Source organism: Streptomyces sp. NPDC036984 (genome assembly GCF_055607665.1).
This window is the reverse complement of sequence record NZ_JBVJRL010000014.1, coordinates 216167-237597: the sequence shown is the minus strand read 5'-3', so window position 1 is coordinate 237597 and position 21431 is coordinate 216167. Positions and strand designations below refer to the sequence as shown.

17 protein-coding genes and 3 pseudogenes are annotated in these 21431 nt (G+C 70.4%); 12 read left to right on the top strand and 8 right to left on the bottom strand.

The genetic code is table 11. The features are described 5' to 3' along the window. The first annotated feature begins 493 nt into the window (after positions 1–493). Both ACZ7DL_RS25265 and ACZ7DL_RS25260 read left to right on the top strand, forming a co-directional pair. Complete coding sequence (locus tag ACZ7DL_RS25265; RefSeq protein ID WP_470777263.1) at positions 494–1474, top strand: LysR family transcriptional regulator; 981 nt, start codon at positions 494–496, stop codon at positions 1472–1474. Positions 1475–1653: 179 nt separating this feature from the next. After that, positions 1654–3255 (top strand): M4 family metallopeptidase, encoded by a 1602-nt coding sequence (locus tag ACZ7DL_RS25260; protein WP_470777262.1) that lies wholly within the window; start codon positions 1654–1656, stop codon positions 3253–3255. 219 nt (positions 3256–3474) lie between these two features. On the opposite strand, the gene ACZ7DL_RS25255 is transcribed toward ACZ7DL_RS25260, so the two are convergent. Next, positions 3475–3870 (bottom strand): DUF418 domain-containing protein, encoded by a 396-nt coding sequence (locus ACZ7DL_RS25255; RefSeq protein ID WP_470777261.1) that lies wholly within the window; start codon positions 3868–3870, stop codon positions 3475–3477. On the opposite strand from ACZ7DL_RS25255, the gene ACZ7DL_RS25250 reads away from it, so the two are divergent. The 3 genes and pseudogenes from ACZ7DL_RS25250 to ACZ7DL_RS25240 all read left to right on the top strand — a co-directional run bounded on the left by ACZ7DL_RS25250 (position 3806) and on the right by ACZ7DL_RS25240 (position 5863). Further along, a complete protein-coding gene (locus ACZ7DL_RS25250) occupies positions 3806–4360 on the top strand; it encodes a GNAT family N-acetyltransferase (protein ID WP_470777260.1) in 555 nt (184 codons plus the stop codon). The two genes, ACZ7DL_RS25255 and ACZ7DL_RS25250, sit on opposite strands and share 65 nt — an antisense overlap. Positions 4361–4419: 59 nt before the next feature. Further along, positions 4420–4979 (top strand): annotated as a pseudogene (locus ACZ7DL_RS25245) (PaaX family transcriptional regulator C-terminal domain-containing protein). Between the two features lie 269 nt (positions 4980–5248). Beyond that, positions 5249–5863: a GNAT family N-acetyltransferase gene (locus ACZ7DL_RS25240; protein ID WP_470777259.1), complete on the top strand. Its 615-nt coding sequence runs from the start codon at positions 5249–5251 to the stop codon at positions 5861–5863. An 84-nt stretch (positions 5864–5947) separates the two neighbouring features. Here the strand turns inward: ACZ7DL_RS25240 and ACZ7DL_RS25235 are convergent, their stop codons facing one another. After that, complete coding sequence (locus ACZ7DL_RS25235; protein WP_470777258.1) at positions 5948–6619, bottom strand: DUF998 domain-containing protein; 672 nt, start codon at positions 6617–6619, stop codon at positions 5948–5950. Between the two features lie 371 nt (positions 6620–6990). Between ACZ7DL_RS25235 and ACZ7DL_RS25230 the strand changes: the two are divergent. After that, positions 6991–7151, top strand: a pseudogene (locus tag ACZ7DL_RS25230) (IS630 family transposase); the annotation flags it as partial. Positions 7152–7398: 247 nt separating this feature from the next. Here the strand turns inward: ACZ7DL_RS25230 and ACZ7DL_RS25225 are convergent. Continuing rightward, positions 7399–7985, bottom strand: a pseudogene (locus ACZ7DL_RS25225) (HEAT repeat domain-containing protein); the annotation flags it as partial. A gap of 290 nt (positions 7986–8275) precedes the next feature. Beyond that, entirely contained in the window at positions 8276–9199 is a 924-nt protein-coding gene (locus ACZ7DL_RS25220) for an oxidoreductase (protein ID WP_470777257.1), read from the bottom strand. Here ACZ7DL_RS25220 and ACZ7DL_RS25215 point away from each other — a divergent pair. The 4 genes from ACZ7DL_RS25215 (at position 9198) to ACZ7DL_RS25200 (ending at position 13832) form a co-directional block, all read left to right on the top strand. After that, a complete protein-coding gene (locus ACZ7DL_RS25215) occupies positions 9198–9668 on the top strand; it encodes a MerR family transcriptional regulator (RefSeq protein ID WP_470777256.1) in 471 nt (156 codons plus the stop codon). The two genes, ACZ7DL_RS25220 and ACZ7DL_RS25215, sit on opposite strands and share 2 nt — an antisense overlap. A gap of 452 nt (positions 9669–10120) precedes the next feature. Continuing rightward, positions 10121–10612 carry a sortase gene (locus ACZ7DL_RS25210; RefSeq protein WP_470777255.1) on the top strand — a complete coding sequence of 164 codons (492 nt, stop codon included), beginning with the start codon at positions 10121–10123 and terminating at the stop codon, positions 10610–10612. A gap of 215 nt (positions 10613–10827) precedes the next feature. Next, entirely contained in the window at positions 10828–11406 is a 579-nt protein-coding gene (locus ACZ7DL_RS25205; protein ID WP_470777283.1) for a class F sortase, read from the top strand. 263 nt (positions 11407–11669) lie between these two features. Further along, positions 11670–13832 (top strand): ATP-binding SpoIIE family protein phosphatase, encoded by a 2163-nt coding sequence (locus tag ACZ7DL_RS25200; RefSeq protein ID WP_470777254.1) that lies wholly within the window; start codon positions 11670–11672, stop codon positions 13830–13832. A 166-nt stretch (positions 13833–13998) separates the two neighbouring features. On the opposite strand, the gene ACZ7DL_RS25195 is transcribed toward ACZ7DL_RS25200, so the two are convergent. The 4 genes from ACZ7DL_RS25195 to ACZ7DL_RS25180 all read right to left on the bottom strand — a co-directional run bounded on the left by ACZ7DL_RS25195 (position 13999) and on the right by ACZ7DL_RS25180 (position 19679). Continuing rightward, complete coding sequence (locus tag ACZ7DL_RS25195) at positions 13999–15186, bottom strand: beta-ketoacyl-[acyl-carrier-protein] synthase family protein (RefSeq protein WP_470777252.1); 1188 nt, start codon at positions 15184–15186, stop codon at positions 13999–14001. A 911-nt stretch (positions 15187–16097) separates the two neighbouring features. Beyond that, a complete protein-coding gene (locus ACZ7DL_RS25190; protein WP_470777282.1) occupies positions 16098–16430 on the bottom strand; it encodes a putative quinol monooxygenase in 333 nt (110 codons plus the stop codon). A gap of 1291 nt (positions 16431–17721) precedes the next feature. Further along, positions 17722–18387 (bottom strand): TetR/AcrR family transcriptional regulator, encoded by a 666-nt coding sequence (locus tag ACZ7DL_RS25185; protein WP_470777250.1) that lies wholly within the window; start codon positions 18385–18387, stop codon positions 17722–17724. Further along, the gene (locus tag ACZ7DL_RS25180) at positions 18384–19679 is read right to left on the bottom strand and encodes a PucR family transcriptional regulator (protein WP_470777249.1); all 1296 of its coding nucleotides are present in this window, start codon (positions 19677–19679) and stop codon (positions 18384–18386) included. The genes ACZ7DL_RS25185 and ACZ7DL_RS25180 overlap by 4 nt, the downstream gene beginning before the upstream one ends. 187 nt (positions 19680–19866) lie before the next feature. On the opposite strand from ACZ7DL_RS25180, the gene ACZ7DL_RS25175 reads away from it, so the two are divergent. Both ACZ7DL_RS25175 and ACZ7DL_RS25170 read left to right on the top strand, forming a co-directional pair. Further along, positions 19867–20625 carry an ABC transporter ATP-binding protein gene (locus tag ACZ7DL_RS25175; protein ID WP_470777248.1) on the top strand — a complete coding sequence of 253 codons (759 nt, stop codon included), beginning with the start codon at positions 19867–19869 and terminating at the stop codon, positions 20623–20625. Further along, complete coding sequence (locus ACZ7DL_RS25170) at positions 20622–21428, top strand: ABC transporter ATP-binding protein (RefSeq protein WP_470777246.1); 807 nt, start codon at positions 20622–20624, stop codon at positions 21426–21428. The genes ACZ7DL_RS25175 and ACZ7DL_RS25170 overlap by 4 nt, the downstream gene beginning before the upstream one ends. The last annotated feature ends 3 nt before the right edge of the window (positions 21429–21431 follow it).

Sequence of the window (21431 nt, the reverse complement as noted above, 5' to 3'; positions counted from 1 at the left end):
GCCAGCTGCACGCGCCCATGGCCACAACGCCGATCACTACGATGCCGATGATCACGATGGTGATTCCTCCTGATATCCACCGGCCCGCGCGGCCGGTACACGGATAAGAGTCGGGGGACCCCGAAAAGGATTCAGCTCTCTCGGAAGAGATCTTCGAGGGGCCTCACCACCAGGCGGCACGGCCTCACGATGGACCGGCATCGCCCGGCGACTGCCGTGCTCGGGCGCCCGCTGCCGGCCTCTGGACGACACCGGGCACCCGCCGCCCGCCCGATGGTCCGTCAGCGGCCGGGCCGGCCGGCTGAATGACGCCGATATATGCAGACTGGCACCGTGATGCGGTGAAACGCCGTCGCGTTCGAACGCAGGTTTTACCGTCTCGTGGTTGCCGCCCCCGCGGGCTCGTCGGATTCTTGGTCACCATGCCGTCGGGCAGCTGGTTCTGCTGGTCACGGGGGGTGTACGGGTCCCCCGCGTTGAGCGGGGAATGTTCATGCACCTCGAGTTCCGGCACCTCCGTGTCCTGCTCACCGTCGCCGAGGCCGGCAGCATCCGCAAGGCCGCCGCACGGTTGCAGCTCTCTCAGCCCGCCACGAGCGCTCAGCTGAAACGGATCGAACACGAGCTGGGCGGCCCCCTCTTCATCCGCAGCGCCGACGGGGTGAAGCCGAACGAGAACGGACAGTACGTCCTGCGCTGCGCCCGTGACCTCGTCGCCGGCTTCGACCGGCTGCGGGAGCACGCGCGGTCGGCGGCCGAGGCGGACAGCCGGGCCGCCGCCCCGCTGAGGGCGGGAGGAACCGCGGGCCCCCTGGTGTCCCTGCTGGTCTCCGCCCTCTTCGAACTCGTTCCGGAGCGCCGGCTCACCATAGATGCCCGCCGCTCCGTGCACACCCTGGTGAAGTCGCTGAGCCTGTCGAAATGCGACATCGCGGTGTTCGGTGAGTTCCCGGGCTTCCCGCTCCCGGTCGGCGACTCGGTGGCGACGCGCACACTGCTCCGCGAGCCGGTCTTCGTCCTGCTCTCCGAGGATCACCCGCTGGCCCGCCGGGAGGTGGTCAGCCTGCAGGAACTGGCGGACGAGGACTGGGTGATGCCGGAGGCCGACGAGAGCGGTGTGCACGCGTACCTCCATCTCACCTGCCAGTCGGCGGGATTCACTCCGCGCATCGCCCATGTGACGCCGGACCTGTCCGTGGCACAGATCCTGGTCGCCGGCCGGCGTGCCGTCTGCGGCGTGTGGCCGACCGCCGACGTCTCCGCCCAGGGCACCGTGCAGCGGCCGCTCGTGGACGTCCCGTTCCACCGGCGGCTCCTGCTGGCCTGGAACACGGGATCGGTTCCGCCCGAGCTCGCCGACGCGGCGTGCGAGCGTCTGCTGGCCGCCTATCTGTCGCTGGTGCGGCAGCGGCCGCCGTATCTGGCCTGGTGGGAGGGCGGGGGAGAGGAGTTCGCCCTCGGCGGGAGCAGGTGACCGGCGAAGCCACGGGCCCCCTGCCCTATAGCTCCGCAGTTATATCCCAGATGGGATCAGGTCAGGAACATGTCACCTGGTGAACACTTCGCGTCAACGTCCGAGGACGTCGTCACCCCACGACGAGCCAACGTCCGAGGACGTCGTCACCCCACGACGAGCGAAGGAATCTCCCCGTCATGTCCCGTCCTCTTCTTGCCCTTTCCGCGATGGTCGCCGCCGGCGTCATCACCACGGGTGCGATGGCCGTACCCGCGCACTCGCAGCCCCATGCGGTGCAGGACGGCACCTCCGTCCGCGACACGGCGATATCCCAGGCCAAGGCGAACGTGACCCGGCACGCCGACACCTTCGGGTTCGGCGCGGGCCAGACGCTCAAGGTGAAGGACGTCGTGATCGACGACGACGGCACCCAGCACGTCCGCTTCGAGCGGACCTACCGCGGCCTCCCGGTCGTCGGCGGCGACTTCGTCGTCCACCAGAAGGCCGACGGCGCGCTCAAGGGTTCCACCCGCGCCAAGGCCCACAAGGTGGCACTCAAGTCCGTCACTCCCGCCGTCGACGCCAAGGGCACCGCGGCAAGCGCCCTGAAGCGTTCACACGGGTTGGTGCGCAACGCCAAGTCCACCCCCGAGCTGATCGTGTGGGCCGCCGACGGCACCCCGCGCCTGGCCTGGCGCACCACCGTGCAGGGCCTGGGCGACAAGGGCCAGCCGCACGGCGAGGTCTTCGTCACCGACGCCACCACCGGCGCGGCGATCGAGAACTACGACGCCGAGCACGAGGCGACCGGCACCGGCCACTCCGAGTACACCGGTGACGTCGGCATCGACACCACCCAGCAGGCCGACGGCACCTTCGCCCTGATCGACCCGGTGCGCGGCCACATCACCAAGGACGCGCACAACCTCTCGTCCTCCTCCCTGAAGAGCTCCTCCGGCACCCTGTTCACCGACGCCGACAACATCTGGGGCGACGGCAAGAAGTTCTCCACCGACCGCGCCACCGCCGCCGTCGACGCACACGCCAACACCGCGAAGACGTTCGACTACTACAAGACGACCTTCGGCCGTAACGGCATCAAGAACGACGGCCGCGGCGCCACCGTCTTCGTCCACGTCGGTACCAACTGGGACAACGCCCAGTGGTCGGACACCTGCTTCTGCATGATGACCGGCGACGGCAACGGCACCGTCGACCCCGAGCAGGTCGACCTCGACACCATGGGCCACGAGATGACCCACGGCGTCACCTCGGCCACCGCCAACCTGCGCTACAGCGGTGAGTCCGGCGGCCTGAACGAGGCCACCAGCGACATCCTCGGCACCATGGTCGAGTGGTACGCCAACAACCCGATCGACACCCCCGACTACCTTTTCAGCGACCAGTCCACCCCGCCGTGGCTGCGCCGCTTCGACAAGCCGTCCCTGGACGGACGCTCCGCCGACTGCTGGTCGAAGTCGGTCGGCCGCCTCGACGTGCACAACTCCTCGGGCGTCGGCAACCACTGGTTCTACCTCGCGAGCGAGGGCAGCGGCGCCAAGACCATCAACGGTGTCTCCTACAACAGCCCCACGTGCAACGGCTCCACCGTCACCGGCATCGGCAACCAGAAGGCCTCCGCCATCTGGTACCGGGCGCTGACCGTCTACATGACCTCCACCACGGACTACAAGGGCGCCCGCACCGCCACTCTGAACGCGGCGAAGGACCTCTACGGCGCCACCAGCCCCGAGTACGCCACCGTGGCCGCGGCCTGGAGCGCGGTCAACGTCCTCTGACGCACCGACGCACCGACGCACCACCTGATCGGTGCGAGCCGGCCCGGACGACGACGAGAAACATCACAGCCGTCGCCCGGGCCCCGGCGTTTTCCGGCGACGCCGTTCCCGTCACGGCCGGTGAGCCGCCTCCGCGTGGCTGCACGCGAGCCGGGTGGGACCGGGACCGACTGCCGCTCACCGGCTTCCGGTCTCCGACGGGGGCCGGCTGAGGGTGGCTCAGGCCCGTAGTCCCCGTTCGACGGGGCCGTAGGAGTGCCGGCCGAGCCACCAGCGGCTGGCCACCACCTGGAGTGCGCACAGCGTGAGGGCGATCAGGGCGACGCCCGCGGGTGGCACACGACCGACGAGTCCGGCTCCGTAGCCGGTGAACAGCAGGGCCGATACCAGCGACTGCGTGAGGTAGTCGGTCAGCGTCATCCGGCCGGCCGGTGCCAGTGCCGCGGTCACGGTGCCGGCCCGGCGGCCGGTCGCGAGGCGCAGCGCGGTGGCCGCGTACGCGGCGGCCCGAAGCCGCGCAGCGCGTCCACGGTGGTCACCCGCCCGGCCGGTGTGTCGCGCGCGGGCGCCGTGTTCGTCGTCGTTCCGGTGCTGGTCATGGCGACGCGGGTTCATCGCGGCCCACCTGCACCACGACCGGGGCGTTGTCGCGCTCGCCGGCGGACGGGTGGTCGGTGTGGCCGGCTGCACGCTCGGCGGCCGTCCGCTGTGCGGCGGGAGCGCGAAGGACGTACTGACCACCTACGGCCGGCTCGGTGGCCTGCCAAGACTCGCGGTCCTCGCCCTGTTCGAACGCACCCCCGCCGAGGGGGAACTCGTGATGGACGGCATCGCCGTCGAGGCGGCCCACCGGGGCAGAGGCATCGGCAGCCTCCTCCTGCGGGAGATCGCGGCCGTCGGCGCCGACCACGGCTGCCACCGGATCCGCCTGGACGTCATCGACGCCAATCCCCGTGCCAGGTCGCTGTACGAGCGGCACGGCTTCACCGCCCACCGCACCGAGCGGACCCCGTATCTGCGCGGCCTGATGGGCTTCGGCGCGGTGACGACCATGTACCGCCCGGTCACCGCGGCCGATGCGACGACCGCCGGGGAGGCGCGGTGAACACCGGGACCACCACCCATGCCGACGGCCGGGCCGAGCGGCCGGAGATCCCCACCCGGCTGCTCGTCCACGCCTTGGTCCGCGAGGACGGAACCGTCGACGCCGGCGAGCTCTACACCGTCGCCGGCCTGCTCGGCATGACCGACCAGCAGATCAGGCTGTGCGTCAAACGACTCGTCACCGAAGGCGTGTTCACACAGGAAGCGTTCTCGACGCCCTGACCTGCCTGACCAGCACCGACCTGCGGATCGGTGGCATGACCGAACCCCGGGAACTGGCCGCCGCGCTGTGGCCGCTACCCGAGATCGCCGAGCGGCACGAACAACTCGCCGCCTTCGCGGAAGCCTGCCTGGCCCGACTTGCCGAGGGGCCGAACCCGTCGGACCCCGAACGGCTCACCCTGGCCGTGGAACTCGCCGCCCAGTTCACCGCCGCCATGGACCCGGACCCCCTCCTGCCACCGGAACTTCTGCCCCAGCCGTGGCCGGGAACCCGCGCGCGAGCCCTGTCAGCCGACTGCTGGACAACCCTCCGCGAAACCGGCTCCGCCGAAAGCGCCCCAGGTTTGCGTCTGTTCGCGCTGTACGCCGAAGCGCTGCGCCCCACAGACGGTGGCTAGGGAGTTGTCGTCAAACCTCGCGGCGGACCCCGACGCACGGGTCGTCGCCGAGCTCGCGTGGTGGACCGCCTCAGACGTGACCGCGAGGCTCGCGGCGCATCCGCACGCCGAGGTCCGCCGCGCGGTGGCGGGCAACGAGGCGACACCCCCGGCAGAACCGGCAGCGTTGGTGACCGGGAGGGGCCCCTGACCGCCGGCCCTGTCGGGGCAGTTTGCACTAGAGCAAAATCTGTTTACCCCTAGTGCGATGCTCGGATATATTCCGGGCCATGCCCGCTCAACTTCCCCTGCCCGTCACGCTCACCGGCCGGCACGTACGCCTTGAGCCGTTGGCGATGGAGCATCTCGGCGAGCTGTTCGCGGCGGGAGGCCGCGACGAGGAGGTGTGGAGGTGGCAGGGCGGGCCGGCGCCACGGACTCAAGAGGAGCTGGGCGGCAAGCTCGCCACGCTGTTGGAGTGCGCCGGCCGTGGTGAGTACGTGCCCTTCGCGGTCATCCACCGCGCGAGCGGCCGAGCCGTCGGCTGGACCACGTACATGGACATCGACGTGGCCGACGAACGGCTGGAAATCGGCTGGACGTGGTACGGGCGCGCGTACTGGCGCACCAAGGTCAATACCGAGTCGAAGTTGCTTCTCCTCACCCATGCCTTCGAAGACCTGGGCATGGGACGCGTGCAGTTGAAGACCGATCACCTCAATCACCGCTCGCAGGCGGCCATCGCGCGCCTCGGTGCGCACCGCGAAGGGGTCTTGCGCCGTCATCGCCGACGACCGGACGGGACCTGGCGCGACACAGTGTACTTCTCGATCCTTGCCCAGGAATGGCCTGCGGCGAAGGAACGCCTGGCCGCCCGCCTGGGAGGACTCGGCCATGACGGATAGCGTCGTTGTGCCGGAGGCCGCGGTGACGGCGGGCACGTACGGTCTGCCCAAGGGCCTCGTTCGAACTCCTCCGGACCCGCATCCTCACCCAGCCGTGAGCGTCAAGGAACTGCTCGCGTCCTGCTTACGGTGCGGCCGGTGGAACAGACCGCGGGCGCCGACAGCCAGCGTGCACATCAGGAGGGGAAACACCGCAACCCGCTCCATGCCTCCCATACCCAGTCCTAAGTAGTGGTGGGAAAGGAAGAGCCCCAGGGCCGTGATTGCGATGACTCCGAGCAGGCTGGTGGCCCAGCGCAAGGGGACGGGAACACAGTTCGACAGGCCGACTCCCGCCAGCAGAAGGCCGATGTTGCCCGTTCCCATGATGAGCAGGGCACCCAGGACGTGCTGGTTCTCGTGTACGTCCGCAGGCCCCAGCCCGACGAGCACAAATCCCAGACCGGCACCGGCCAGGAGAAGCCGGGCCATGACGGCGGTCGCGCCTCGGCGCCACATGGGAGCGGTCAGGGCGGCGCCGACAACGAGCAGCGTTCCGACGACGATGAACGAGACGTTCATCAGGTCGTGTTCGGGCGAACAGATGTACCGCGGCTCGGGTTCCTGCTGCATGGCGCAGTGAGCATTACCCAAGTCGCTGATGTTGTTCCGCGCCCAACTGTACGGTCTCACCCAGGCCGACTCCACAAAGCCGTGGATCACAAAGAACTGCACCACACCCGCGATCCATGCGGCATACCCGATCCGAGCCTTCACCCGTCCACCTTCCGTCGCACGATTCCCGTACGAGCCAGCGGATCATGCGGCTCCTCCCTCAGGCACTCCAGTGAGCCCCCGAAGCCGGGTGGGGCAGACCCTACGAACGGGCGCGTCACGGGTTTCACGGAACTACGGGCAGAGCCGAACTCAAGGATCTCCATCAACGATCCGCTGCAGGAGCAGGCCCGCAACGTGCCCGTCCACGCAGTCCGGACGATCGACATCCCTGTCGAAGCATGGCCCGCATGGGTCCGCCAGTACATCGAGTACGCGACGACGGAGACAGCCCACCCAACTGGGGCTTGATCGAGTGGTGTCGGGGCGGGACGCCTGGCAGTGACCTGCTGGGCTCCGGTAGCTCCTGGGGAGTGGGATACGCGCAGGGCGGTGGGCTGACCGACGCCGAAGGGCCGCGCGGGCAGCGAATCCGGTTGCAGGTTGTCGTCCGCTTCCAGGACAGGGAGACAGACTGCGAGGTTGCCGCCGCTCTGCGGGTGATCAAGCGGTCGGGGAGCGGTGGCGCCGTGCCCGGCCCGTCCCAGCTCGCGCGTCTCCGCTGCCTTCACGGCGAGGCGCCGAATACCCAGCCGCCGACGACTCGTAGGCGGCCAACGACGCCGCCAACCAGGCTCGCTCGCCCGTCTCGGCGTTCCACCCTGGAGGAATACCGGCGGGTCCCCGTACAGCCGGCGCCCTCGGCGATGGTGTGGCCCTGTCCGCGGTGGCCGGCGACAACTGGGCGCTGCACACACAGCACCCCAGGAGGGAGAGATCCGTCAGCGTGCGTCGCGCAGCTTGAGGATGTATGCCGCTGTAAGCGCAACGGCACGGTCTTCGTCATGTGACAGGTCTTCGAGGACACGTGACGCTGTGGTCCCCGGGATGTCCGCGAGCGCCTGTGCCAGCCGTCGACGTGCAGACGATTCGACAGTGCCGTGGGCGAAGCGGTCGACGAGCCCGGTAGCGATCTCATCCGCCCACGCGGGACGACTCGCCAGCGCGCTCAGTGCATCGGCTGCATCGACGTCGTGCGTCTCCGCGACGATCATCTCGATGAGCGTCGGGACCGCGTCGGCCACTCCACGCGCCCCGAGCGCCAGAGCTGCGTACCGGCGAACCACGACGTCGGGGTTGATGAGGGCGTCCTTCAGCAGTGCGGTCGCTTCACCGTTCGGTATCTCGGCGATGGACTGGACGGCAGCAGCCCCGGTCCCTCATCGCCCGATCGCGCCAAAGCCCACCGAAGCGCTCCGGCGACGTGCGGGTCCGTCTCGCTCAGCACCGCCTCGACCAATACCTCCACCGGCACCTCTTCGTCCGCGGACAAGGCCGCGCGCTGGGGACGGCGGCCCGGTCGTCGGCTTCGCGGTAGGCGGGGTGATGGCGCGGGAGGGCGGAGGGTTGCGCGCGTGACGGCAGGTGCCGTGTGTGTGGGGGGGGAGTCGGGTGGGGCGGGGCAGGGATTCGTACACCTCTGGCCCCTGGGCGCACTCGCGAGTACGAAGGCCCTTCCATCCAGCGGATGGAAGGGCCCTGTCCACCTGTTCGACCGCGCCGTGGGATGTGATCCCCGACAGCGGCTTGAGGAGCCTCGTCCGAGTGCCCGCACGCTGAGACCGCAGGCCCGGTGACGGCGACCCTTCGCCCCGAGACTCAGATGGCGGTGGAGAGCGCTACCTGGCGCCATTGGTCGAGTTCACGCCGCACCAGATCCAGTTTCGCCTCGACGCGCTCGACCGCGTCCGCGCCCAACTGCAGGCGCAACGGCGGCTCGGCGACCTCCGTGACGTCGACGATGGCCCGGGCCGCCTTCACCGGGTCGCCCGGCTGGCGGCCGTCGTTGTTGGCCAGTGCCTCGCGCACCGGCCCCGCGCCGGCGGCGTAGTCGTCGATGGTGGCTGGTTCGACCTGGATGCTGGAGCTGTTGAGGAAGTCGGTGCGGAAGCCACCCGGCTCCACGACCGTGACGCGGATGCCCAGCGGGGCCAGCTCGCCGTGCAGCGCCTCGGAGATGCCCTCGACGGCGAATTTCGACGCGCCGTACAGGCCCGTCGCCGGAGCGGTGGCGAAGCCGGCCACGGATCCGATGTTCAGGACGTGCCCGGACCGCTGGGCGCGCAACGTCGGCAGGGTCGCCCGCAACGTGTGGAGCACGCCGAACACGTTGACGTCGAACAGATCCCGGACAGCCTTGTCGGAGGTCTCCTCGATCGTGCCCACGAGGCCGTAACCGGCGTTGTTGGCCACGATGTCGATCCGGCCGAACTGCGCCAGGCCGGCCTCGACGGCAGCCGTCAACTGCTCCGGTTCGGTCACGTCGGCGTTCAGCGCCAGCAGCCTGTCCGGCTTTTCGGGGTACGCCTTGAGCACCGCCGACACGTCCCTCGCCGTAGCGATCACGCTGTGCCCTCGATCCAGTGCCTCACGGGTGATCTCCGCTCCGAGCCCGCGCGATGCACCGGTGACAAACCAAACGCTCATGTTCTCCCATATTCCGATCGCCTGACTGGCCAACAACTCGACGCTAGAAGCTAGAGTCGGGTCTAGATCAATGGCTGTGCGACGGGAGTTGCTCATGGACCTGAGCATCGGTGAGGTGGCGGAGCGCAGTGGCTTAAGCGTTCACGCGCTGCGGTTCTATGAGCGGGAGGGCCTGTTCGCCAACCCGGTGCGCCGCCTGTCCAACGGCCGTCGGATCTATCACGAGAAAGATCTGGAGTGGCTGGCGATCTGCACGAAGCTGCGCTCCTCCGGCATGTCACTGGCGATGATCCGGCAGTACATCGAGCTGGTCCGTCAGGGCCCCGGCAACGAGCATGAGCGGCTGGAGCTGCTGCGCCGGCACGAAAGCCACGTGGAGTCGCAGATCCGGGACCTGCAAAAGACTTTGGACGTGGTGCGGCAGAAGGTGAGGATCTACGAGGATCACGTCGTCCGCGGCGAGGCCGACCGGCTCTGGAATCCGTCCCACCCGGACGCCGCACAGGCCGGCACCCACCAGGAGTGCCAAGCACCAGAGGACGAAGCTTTCCGGCAGATCCGTTAGGTTGGCCTGCTCAGATCTTTGGCGGGATTGCTGGTCCCGGACCGGCCCGGATCCGACCGGTGACGTTCCTCGGACTGCGGGTCCGGCCGGATGGGCCCTCGCATCCTCGCACGTCCGCAGGGGGTGACGTCAGCGCGCGGGCCGTGCACCACGCCCGGCCCGCAGGAAGGTCACACCGCCCCCGGCGGCTCCCTGAGGCGGACCACACCGTGCAGGACCGCCCGGTCGGCTTTCACCGTTGTGGGGTCGAGGTGGGGGGTGATCGGTGCCGATGATCTCCGCGTCGGTGACCTGCGCAAGCGATCAAGCGGCAACGCCGATGCATCTGACCGGGTGACACCTGGGGCGATCCGTCAGGTTGCGGAACTGACGGACTGTCGGTTGCCTCGTGAGCGGAACACAGGAGAGGTGCCGCGCAGACAGGCCGGACACTGTTCCGTTGGAGGATTCGCATGCGTTACACACACGTGGGTGCAGGTATCGGCCTGGCTCTCGGTGCCCTAGGACTGCAGATCCCGGCCGCTGCCGCCGCTGATGACTCAGATGTCCGTATCGACCCGTGGCCGGCCTACCCGGGTGCCACGGTCACGGTCAGCACGAGTGCCTGTGATCCTGACGCGGACTACGGCAAGGGCCGGTCGGAGGTGGGAGGAGAGTTCCACCTCTTCGAAGGCGACGAGGAGGGGGTCCTCACCGGTCAGTTCCAGATCCCGGAAGGAACCAGGCCGGGCAGCGACACAGTCACCCTGAAGTGTCCGCCACTGACCAAGGTCACGGAAACGTACCGGGTCACCGGCCGCCCCCCGAGCGGCTCGGTCGACGCCGGCTTCGGACCGGCCGAGGACTCAGGTATGAGACTCGCCCTGGGCGGTGGGCTGCTCGTCACGGCCGCCGCCGGAGGTGTGGTCTGGATGCGCCGCCGCCCGAACGACAACCGAACCTGACCGCCCGGCTCTGCCGGCCGGCCCCGTCCGCTCAGAGCTGTAACCGGCCCCCGAGACGGAATCGATCCGGTGGCCGCGCGGCCCGCCCACCGCGAGGCCCGCACCACCCGCTGGCAGCGCACCCGCCGTGAAGCAAAGGCTCGACCGCGATGGCACCCAGACACCGAACCAGCGCTTCCCGAGATCCGTTCGTCCCCGCAGTGCTGGCCTGCGCCATGACGGCAGGTGTGGTGCTGCTGATCAGCGGGGTGCACGACGAGGAGCCACCGCGGCCATCGGCGGTTCAGGCCTTCTCGACCTCTGCAGGCCCCACCCGCCCCACGGTCTTTCCGCTTCCCCCCGCGGATCCGGTCCGGCTCCGGATCGCCGCCATCGGCGTGAACGCCCCGATGACACGAGTGGGCCTCGATGCGGCAGGGGCGCTACGGACTCCACCAGGTGGCGAACCCGGCCTCGCCGGCTGGTACGGCGACGGCACGTCTCCCGGCTCGGCAGGAACCGCCATCGCCACCGGGCATGTGGACACACCCACCGGCGACCCCGGTGTCTTCTACGACCTCGGCGCCCTGACCGAGGGCGCGACCGTCGAGATCAGCAGGGCGGACCGGCGGACAGCGGTGTTCACCGTGCGCGCCGTCGAGCTCTACGACAGGAAGAGGTTCCCCAGCAAGAAGGTCTACGGCAGTTCCGGACGGCCCGAACTCCGGTTGATCACCTGCGGTGGCGGCTACACCAAGCGCACCGGCTACCTGGGCAACGTCGTGGTCTACGCGACGCTTACCGCGGTGACGTAGCCGGGGCATCGCGCGCGCGACGAATCAGGCGTTCTGCACACCCGTCTGGGCGACGGGTCATTGTCCTGTCGGCGATTACTGTACGTAGTGCCCTGGCGGGCGTCAGCCATCGTCTGGGTCCGCGTTCACCGGGCGATTCGCTGGTGTGGGCGAAGCGACCCCTGCTGTTATTCAATGAGGTGTGCGGTCAGGGATCTCGGGGCCCCGTCGCACGGGTCCGAGTACGGCCCCGGCGCTGCGCCGGGGATTGCTGAGAGAGCCGCATGGACTCCACACCCTCGCCATCGTCCTCTTCGGCGTTCGACTTGGTCAGCAGCGCCCTGGAGCGCTACATCCCGCGCGGCGGAGCGGCAGCGGACGCCGGTCCTGCCGACGCGCAGGGCGACCGCACCATGCGCCAACGCGTACCCGACGACCCGGCAGCCGACCGTGAGGAGCAGATTCTCGGCGCGGTCAATCTGGACAGGGATCTGATAATCACCCGCTGCAATCTGGACGCCCCGGTCTTCGCGGGTCTGGACGCCGTGGTCGGGAGGCCATTCGTCGATCTCCTGCCCCCCGGGGACGTACCGACGGTGACAAGGCGGTTGCGGCAGGTCGTGGAGACCGGTGAGGCGCACGTCGCCCGGATCCAGCGCCTGCGGCACGGCGACGGGTCGGAGCTGGTGGTCTCGATGAGCATCCTGCCCGCCGCGGCGCCTGAGGAGGGCCTGACCGTCTCCCTGATCGCGATGGCCAGAAGGCTGCACCTTTACGCCGCCGAGACCGCGATCGGCACCTCGCTGGACATCGGCGATACCGCGCAGTCGCTGGCGGAGTCCCTCTTGGCCTGGGGAGATGTGGCCGCCGTCGACCTCGACTTCGCCGTGTGGACGGGCGAGGGAGTCACCGGCCAGGCAAAGGGGCGCATCCGACTGCGGCGGGCGGCCCTGGTGCCGGACCGGGCGTGGCCCGAGGGCTACGTGACCCCGGGCGACGATCTTCCCAGCGACGCGAGTCGCCTGCTGGCGCAGGCGGTACTGCGGGACGATGCCCCGCAGACCATCGTCATACCCGACCGGGAAGCGGTCGAGCGGGTACTCGGCAGTCCACGCGTCGTGCGTGCCCTGGTGCCCGGTGACCGGTCGGCGGGTGTGGCGTGCATACCGCTGGTCCTGGACGGAGCGCCGCCCGTCGTACTGGGCGTGGCGGAGGTCTGGCGGCGGGCGGACCGCCCCTTCCGCGACAGCGAGCTGTTCGACCTGCAGGAGCTGGTGGCCCGGACCGGCCATCACGTCGACCTGGCTCGTCAGCACCAGCGCGAGCACACCCAGGTGCTGGCCCTGCAGCGCCGGCTCCTGCCCCGGACCGGCGGCGACACCGTCGAGATCGCCAGCATCTACCAGCCCGCCACCCCCGACAGCGCGGGCGTCGGCGGTGACTGGGTGAACAGCTTCCCGCTGCCGGACGGCCGTACCGCGCTGGTGGTCGGTGACGTCGTCGGGCACGGCCTGGGAGCCGCGGCAACCATGGGCCAGCTGAGCATGGAGGCCCGCGCGCTGCTGTCCGCGGGGCTCGCGCCCGACGAGGTACTGGAGCACCTGGACGAGACCGTGACGCTGCTGGACGACACGGAATCCGGGCTGACGGCCGGCTACAGCGCCCTCGGATCGACCTGCTGCATCGCCCTCTACGACCCGGTCGGCCACCACGTGACACTGTCCAGCGCCGGCCACCTCCCCCCGATCCTGGTCTCCCCGGACGGGCACGCGGGCCCGCTCGCGGTCCGCCCCCACCCCGGCCTGGGCGCCGAGTTCGCGCTGCGGGAACCGTACGACGTGCACACGTTCGGTGCGCCCCCGGGTTCCCTGCTCGCCCTCTACACCGACGGCCTGGTGGAGGATCCGGCCGTGTCGATCGACGAGGGCATCGGCAGGCTGGCGGACGCCGTGTCCACGGTGCACCCCTGGGACGCCTTGCAGCGGGCCGCAGGGCACGTCGTCTCCGCGCTGGCACCCGTGCGCCAGCGCGACGATGTGACCCTGCTGCTCGCGCGGATGATCGGCTACCGCAAGGGGGACACCGCGACCTGGCGGCTGCCCGCCCGCGACGACGCCCCCGCCCGTGCCCGTGCGCAGGTCTCCGCGCTGCTGCGGCAATGGCGCACGAGGGACGACACCCGGGACACCGTGCTGCTGCTGGTCAGCGAGCTGGTCACGAACGCGGTGCGCTTCGCCACCGGCCCCATCACGGTACGGCTGATCAGGGCCGGCCACGGCCTGCTGTGCGAGGTGGGCGACACCGGCAACGGCAGGCCACGCCTGGGGCGGGGCGGCCTGCTCGACGACGGCGGTCGTGGCCTGGACGTCGTGCACAGGCTGACCACCCGGTGGGGGGTGCGGTGGACGGACAGCGGCAAGGTGGTCTGGGCGGAAGTCGCGAGGTGACGCGGCTACGCGTCGGGGACGCGCCGGCGTACCGGACCGCGGTGAGGATACGGGCGGCGTGCGCGTCAGCCGCCACCGACGGTACGGACGGCGCCTTCGACGGTACCGGCGGCGTGACCGATGATGCGGGCGGGCCCTTCGCCGGTACGGGTGGCGCGGCCTCGCACTACAGCCACTCCCCTTCCAGGGCGGTGGCGGTGAGACCTGGTGCCGCCGCGTACAGAACGGCGCGATTGCCGGGCTTCTGCTGCCCGGCGTCATGGGCCCGCCGCAGGATGTCGAACACGGCGGCGCCTCCGCGGTTGCCGCTGGTGTAGCTGTCCCGGCTGTAGTCCAGCAGCCCCGACGGCCACGCGTCGGGCATCGTCTGCTCCATGTACTCCAGCACCCGGGTGCCCCCGGGGTGCGCGAGCAGCACGTCGGGGTGCCAGGAGTCGGGGTCGTCCTGGTAACGGACGCGCAGCCACTCCCACATCGCGGAGACCGTCGCCTGTACGGCGCGCGGCCCGCGCCGGTCCATCACGAAGTGGGTGCCGTCCGCCCGCGTCTCCAGGCGGTGCAGGTCCTGGGTGCCGGGCAGGGTGTGGTGCCAGGCGGCGTCCAGCCGCAGCACCGACTCGCGCCTCGGGCGGCCCGTGACCACCGCGGCGACCGCGGTGTCCGCGAACAGCAACCGGACGATCAGAGACTCGAGGGTGTCGTCCGCGGGCTGGTAGGTCGTGCTCAGCGCCTCCGCGATGACGACCAGGACCACTCGGTCGGGGTCCGCGGCCACGAGATCCGCCGCCAGCGCCAGGGAGCGGGTCCCCGCGATACAGGCCCACTGTGTGGCCGGCAGCAGCATCACGTCGTTGCGGAGCCGAAGCTTGTTGGCCAGGGCTATGTCCAGACCCGGCAGCGCCGGGGTGGTGGAGTGACTGGTGATCAGACAGTCGACGTCTGCGGCGTCCAGCCCGGCTATCTGCAAGGCCCCGCGCGCCGCGCGCTCCCCGTAGGACTGCACGGCCTCCCAGGCCGGCGCGGTGCGCTCCTGGACGGTCTGCGGCGCGGGTATGGTCTCGAGGGCCGCGATCACACGGTCCATGTCCTGCTGGGTGAATCCCTCGCGTGCCAGTGCCTCTTGGGCCGGCTCGGTGCCGAGAGCCCGCAGGCCGCTGGCGTTGCCGGGCGCGACGGCGGTCTCCAGCGGCAGCATCCACCCGCGGGTCTCGATGCCCGTACTGGCCGCGATGCCGTCGATCCGCGGCGCCCACGCCGCGTGCGGGTGCCGGTCGCGCACCTCCGCCACGATCTGGCTGGTCTTCACGGCGTGCTCGCCGTGTATCACGGCAGGAGGACAGAGGTATGCGGCCATAATGGGGCACCTTCCCAGAGGAACGGGGGGAGCAGGGGGAGCAGGGGGAACGGCGGACAGGGGGAACGCCACGGGTGCTGTGTCATGGGTCACTTCGGAACTTCGCGCCCAAGGCGATGCCGATGAGCTCCACTTCGGGGGAGTCGGTATCCGTTTCGAGCATGGACGCTAAATGGACATTTCCGCTGTGATGTAGACAACTTAGGCGCCGATAGGGTGCGTGACACGGCACACACCGCCGCAGACACGGCACACACCGCCGCAGCAGGAACCCCCGGAGCGCTGCCGCGGGTCTTACCCGACTTACCGTCAGCCAGGGGCTACCTGACCACTGCCGCGGGAGCCGGGCGACAACCCCGGGCGGCATGGGCAACCCGACCACAGAAACTCTCCGCGATCGGGAAGAGCTGCGCCGCGATCGGCAAGCCGCCCGACGCGATGGGTGACAGCGGGCGCGGTTGCTGTACCTCGCTGCCATACATTCCGCAGACACCCTGGGCTCCGGTTCATCCCGGGCCCGGTGTCAGCGGGCTTTGAGCGTCCTCGCCGGAAGCCGGACGGGCCGAAGCAGGGCAGTACGTGGCCGAGGGCGGAGCCATGACCGGTGCGCCGCAGGTCGTGGCCCACGGATCTGCGCCAGACGCCGTCGGCCAGGTCGTACCCGAGCCGCCGGAACAGGCTCGCGGCTCGGCGGGGGAGAACAGGTGGCCGAGCATCAGGGCTTCGGCCCGAGTGTCCCGCGGGTGCGGATCGGCACTGTCTTGTCGGCGGTCAGCCCGATCACCTGATCCGCCCCGCCTCGTCCACGGTGGCGGCCGGCGCCACGACCTCATGGCGAGGTGACGACGACGGCGAGGTGACCTCGGCCCCACCCACGGATGAACCGGTACGCCGTCAAGACGCGGAGATGATCAGCCCCGGTCCTGTACGGCCATCTCTGCGAGCAGGGACCAGTCCGCCTGCGGAAGCGCCACGTTGACGATGCGCGGCGTCTCGGCGAGGTGCGGCGGCAGTGTCTGCTGCGCGTTGCGGAAATGTTCGGAATGGACGTGCGCAGCACCCGCCTCCTCGTCGCGGAAAGCCTCGACGAGCACGTACTCGGTCGGATCCTCGACGCTGCGGGACCAGTCGAACCACAGGCAACCCGGTTCGGCACGTGTCGACTCGGTGAATGCGGCCGTGATCTCCGGCCATTGGTCCGCATGCTCCGGCAGTACCCGGAATTTCGCGGTGATGAAGATCATTCCAAGCTCCTCGATGGGCTTCGTGTTGCGTGCGTTCATGGTCTGCGTGGTCCGCCGCTGACGAAGCGGCCGACGCGCCGAGGCCGCTCGGGAGCGGTGCCCCACCGCGTCCACATCCGACGTCGAGCAGCGGGTGAAGCACCCCATCTCCTCGACCTGCGGGTGTGACGAGACCCGATCAGTCGTACCACGAGTGCGTCCTACCAGTCGGTACGAACGCGGCACCCCTCAACGACCCCGCCGGCAGGGTTACATACCCCACATGTCAGCCGGCGGTTGAGCACTCGTCCGATCCGCCCCGTTGACCCCGGTGACCCGTGTTGAAGATCGGCCCGAAAGACACGAGGTGGTGTCTCCCCGCCGCTGACCGCTGACCGCTGCCCGGCTTGGGCCGCCCTTCCCCTCCGTCAACTCGAGAACTGAGAACGGTCGCTTCATGGACTACTGCATTCCGTGCAACCGCACGCTCAACGGCGCCGTAACCTGCCCCGAGTGCGGGGCATACGACTCCGGGATGACACAGCCGAGCGAGCGGAGAGACGGTACTCCGGCCGTCGACGCGGCGATGCCGGAAGTCCGCTTCGACGGGGGACCGGGCTCCTCCGAGTCACCCCTTCCAGGGTCACCAACTCCCTTGCACGACCTGCCGGCAGACCGGTACGACCGTCCGTCGCGGCTGAAGAGGTATGCCGTCCACTCTCTTGCCGCCGCCGCCTTCACCATCCTCGGAGGCATGGCCACCGCGTCGGTGCTGCACCAGTCGACAGCCCCACGAGCAGCTTCGACCCCGGAGTCATCCCCCGCAGAGCCCGAGGTCCGCATCACCGATGCACCGGCTTCGCCGGAGCGGGTGCCCACGCATCCGGCGCGAAAGGGCGTCCGGGACCGAAACGGTGACGGGAACCGGCATCCTCTGCCGACGCCACCTCGCAACAAGTCACCGGTCCCCCGTCCTTCCGCCACCACCACGAGTGCGGCGCCACCAGTGAAGGAGAAGCCCACCCCCCGGCCCACCCGTAGCCGCCGTCCCAGCCCGCCCTCGCGGACGGCGACCCCTTCCACGCGGCCCTCCGCCAGTCCTTCCGGCAGCGTCAGCGCCTCTCCTACCCCTAGTGGCTCACCCAGCAGCACGGGAGAAACCGGTGGCTGAGCGACGCGGCTGTCCGGGGATGCCGACCCCCGATCCGGTCGCGGGTCAGCGGCCCGGTGAAGTCGACGCCGAGGTCTCCAGGCGGCGGCTCACCGCCCCCGGCGTCGACTCGACGGTCTGCCGAGCCCTGCGCCAGTGGTGTCAGCCGGGCGGTGTCGACAGATGGATCAGGATGCCGCACACCTCGTCCACGATCTCCCGGGCCTCCGTCTCGTCCCCGCAATCGGCCAGCTCGCGCGCCGCCCCTCCGATGACGGTGGTCAGCACGCTCACCCGGACCCGGCCGGCGCGTCGCCGCTCGTCCACCTCCAGCAGCCGGGCGTTGCGCCGAACCCACGCGCGGTCCCACTGGCGGCGCAGCGCGTCGAAGCCCGAGGGGCCGTCCTCCTCGGCGAGGAGTCTGCCGAGCCGCCGGTTGTCCCAGGCACCCTCCAGGTACGCCCTGGCTCCTGCCACGAAGAGGCCGATGGGGTCGTCCACTCCACGGCTGCGTTCGGAGGTCAGCGTGGCCGCGGTCCGGCGCTCCTGCTCCTCCCGGAACTCCTCCCAGAGGGTGAGGTAGAGCCCCCGCTTTCCGCCGTAGTGCTGGAAGAGGCTGCCCACCGGGATGCCGGAGCGCGCCGCGATCTCGGTGAGGCCGGCGTCGGTGTAACCGCGCTCTGTGAACACCTCCAGCGCGGCGTCCAGCAGCGCACGCCGGGCCGTTCGCCGCTGCCCGGCATGCCCCGCCGGCAGGGCCGTGCCCTCCTGCCCGCCCGGCAGCTGACATGCCGCCTCGGTCCCGGCGGACTCCACGATGCCGCTCACTGGCAATCCTCACCTTCCGCGGCGCCGTCGCGGATGGCGAGGGCGACCAGTAGTTCCAGGAGGTCGGCGATCCGGCGCGGATTGCGGCCGGTGCGTTCCTCGATCCGGCGCAACCGGTAGTGCGCCGTGTTGTGGTGCACCCGCAGCCGGTCGGCGGCCAGCCGCAGATTGAGGTCCGCCTCCGCGAAGGCCCGTATGGTGGCCGCCAGCGTGTCGCCACGTCTGCGGTCCTCCTCCAGCAGCGCACGCACCCGGGGATCGACCAGCTGGCGGGCGAGGTCGTCGGCGCGCAGCGCCAGGTAGTCGAACGGGGACAGCCGCGGCAGCGCCGCCACCCCGCCCCCGCTCGGCACCAGGTCGAGAGCGGCCCGCGCCTCCTCGTACGCGCGCGGCAGTTCGGACGCGCCCCGGGCGACCGTGCTGATGCCCATGCAGAGCATGGTGCCCTTCCGTGCGAGCCGCTCCTGCACGGCCTCGAAGTGGGCGCATATGTCGTCTGCGTCCATGCCGGCTCGGAGTACGGGCACGGCCACCACCTCGCCGTGGCGCACGACGACCAGGGTCCTGCCGGCCCAGGGCCCGGCGACGCTGATCGACGCGCTGGTGGCATAGCCGTTCTCGGCCGAGGTGGGGTCCCCCGTGCGCGCGTCACCCACGCAGACCGCCACGACCGCCATCATCGGGGAGCGGGGTCCGATGCCGTACGCCTGTGCCGCGGCGTGCAACGGACCGCGCGTCGGGGCCACGCCGGTCAGGAGCTGGTCCAGGAGATCGCGGCGCTCCCGGTCCGCGTCCGCCACCACATGCTGCTGGTACTCGACGTACGCCTGCGCCGCATGGGTGCTGGCGTAGTCGACGTACCGCATCAGCGGGGTGACGAGGGACAGCGCGGCCTGCTGGGCCTCGGCGGACGTGCCCGCGCAGTCCAGCAGCGCGTCCCACATCACCTGCCGGCCGACCCGGAAGGCGCTGATCCAGTCCTCCAGGGCGAACCCCGCGCGTGCTCTGCGCATCGCCGCCCCGCGGCTGAACACCAGGTCTTCGGCAGCGATGTCGCGGTCGCCGGCCAGCGCCGCCAGCTGCATCCGGTAGTGCTCGAGCACCTGCTCCCGTACGTCGTCGAAGAACCGTTCGTCCTGAAGTGCGTACGACGGGATCTCGGCGCGCATCACCTCGACGGCGGCCTCCGCCACCTCCTCGACCCGGTCATGAACGGCGCGCAGGATCCGTCGCCGCTCCCGGCGGAGCGGTTCGGAGAGTGGGGAGGCGCCCAGGGCGGGACCACGCAGCATGGCGCCGATCGTCGCCGTCCGCTCGTGCTCCGTCAACAGCCCCGGCGTGAGACATCTCCCGGCACCTGTGCGCGGCGCACAATGCGGCGCCCGAGAAGTTGGGTGCTCGCACCCAATGTGCGCTCGAAAGCCCCCCACCTACTGTGACGCTCGCCCAACCCCCAGCACCTCGGAAGGGGCGTCACTCATGCTCGCGGTCGACGGTATCACCGTGCGCTTCGGCGGGATCACGGCACTCGACGGTGTCGCGTTCACCGTCGAGCCGGGCACCGCCGTAGGGCTCATAGGGCCGAACGGAGCCGGCAAGACCACCTTGTTCAACTGCCTGACCAGGCGCTGCACCCCCGATGCGGGAACGGTGCGGTTCGCGGGCGATGACCTGCTCGCCCTCCCCCCGCACGCCGTGGCCGGTCGCGGCATCGCCCGCACCTTCCAGAACCTCGGCCTGTTCCCGCGGCTCACGGTTCGGGAGAACGTCATGGTCGGCGCCCACAGCCGGGGGCGCACCGGACACCTCGCCGCGGCGCTTCGGCTGCCCCGCGTCCGGCGAGAGGAGAGGGAACTACGTGACCAGGCGGACGACTTGCTACGGCGGCTCGGCCTGGCGGAGGTCGCCGATCACCCCGCCTCCGGGCTGCCGTTCGGCACGCTCAAACGGGTCGAACTCGCTCGGGCGCTCGCGGTGCGCCCCCGGCTGCTGCTGCTCGACGAACCCGTCAACGGGCTCAGTCACGGCGAGGTCGACCAATTCGCGGATCTGGTCCGCTCGGTGCGCGCGGAATTCGACCTCACGCTCGTGGTGGTCGAACACCACATGGGGTTCGTGATGGGCCTGTGCGACAAGGTCGTGTGTCTCGACTTCGGGCGCAAGATCGCCGAGGGCTCGCCGGAGGAGATCCAGCGCGACCCGGCCGTCGTCGAGGCGTACCTGGGGGTGGCGGCGTGAGCGAGCCCACCACCGGCCGTACCGAGGCCGAGGCGAGTGCGGAGCCGGACTTCCTCAAGGTGTCCGACCTGCACGCGGGATACGGCCAGGCCCGCGTGCTGCAGGGCCTCGACTTCTCCGTCGCCCGCGGCGAGGTGTGCGCGATCCTCGGACCCAACGGGGCGGGCAAGACCACGACGCTGCGGGCGCTGTGCGGCATGGTCCGCGGCCGGGGCTCGGTCACCTTGAACGGTCGGGAACTACTGGGCCGCTCGCCCGAGCAGGCCGCCCGGCTCGGCGTGGCGCACGTGCCCGAGGGCCGGGGCACCTTCAACGACCTGACCGTCGAGGAGAACCTGCGCATCGGCGCCCACCTGCGCACCGGTATCGGGCGGCGGGGCCGGGCCGAGCGCGCCGCCGTCGCGGCCGACCTGGAGCGGATCCACGGCTACTTCCCCAAGCTGCGGCAGCGGTCGCGGCAGGCCGCCGGCAGCCTCAGCGGCGGGGAGCAGCAGATGCTCGCCATCGGCAGGGCGCTGATGCTGCGGCCCTCGCTGCTGCTCCTGGACGAGCCGTCCCTGGGGCTCGCACCGCTGGTCACCCGCGAGCTGTTCGAGATCGTCCGTGCCGTCAACGAGGAGGAACGCACCACCGTGGTCGTCGTCGAGCAGAACGCCCAACTCGCGCTGGACATCGCGCACCGGGCGCACGTACTGGAGGCCGGCCGCCTGGTGCTGTCCGGTCCGGCCGGGCAGATCCGCGAGGACGGGCAGGTCGCCGAGGTGTACCTCGGTGTCTCCGTCCGCTCCCGGAAGGCGGGGTGAGTG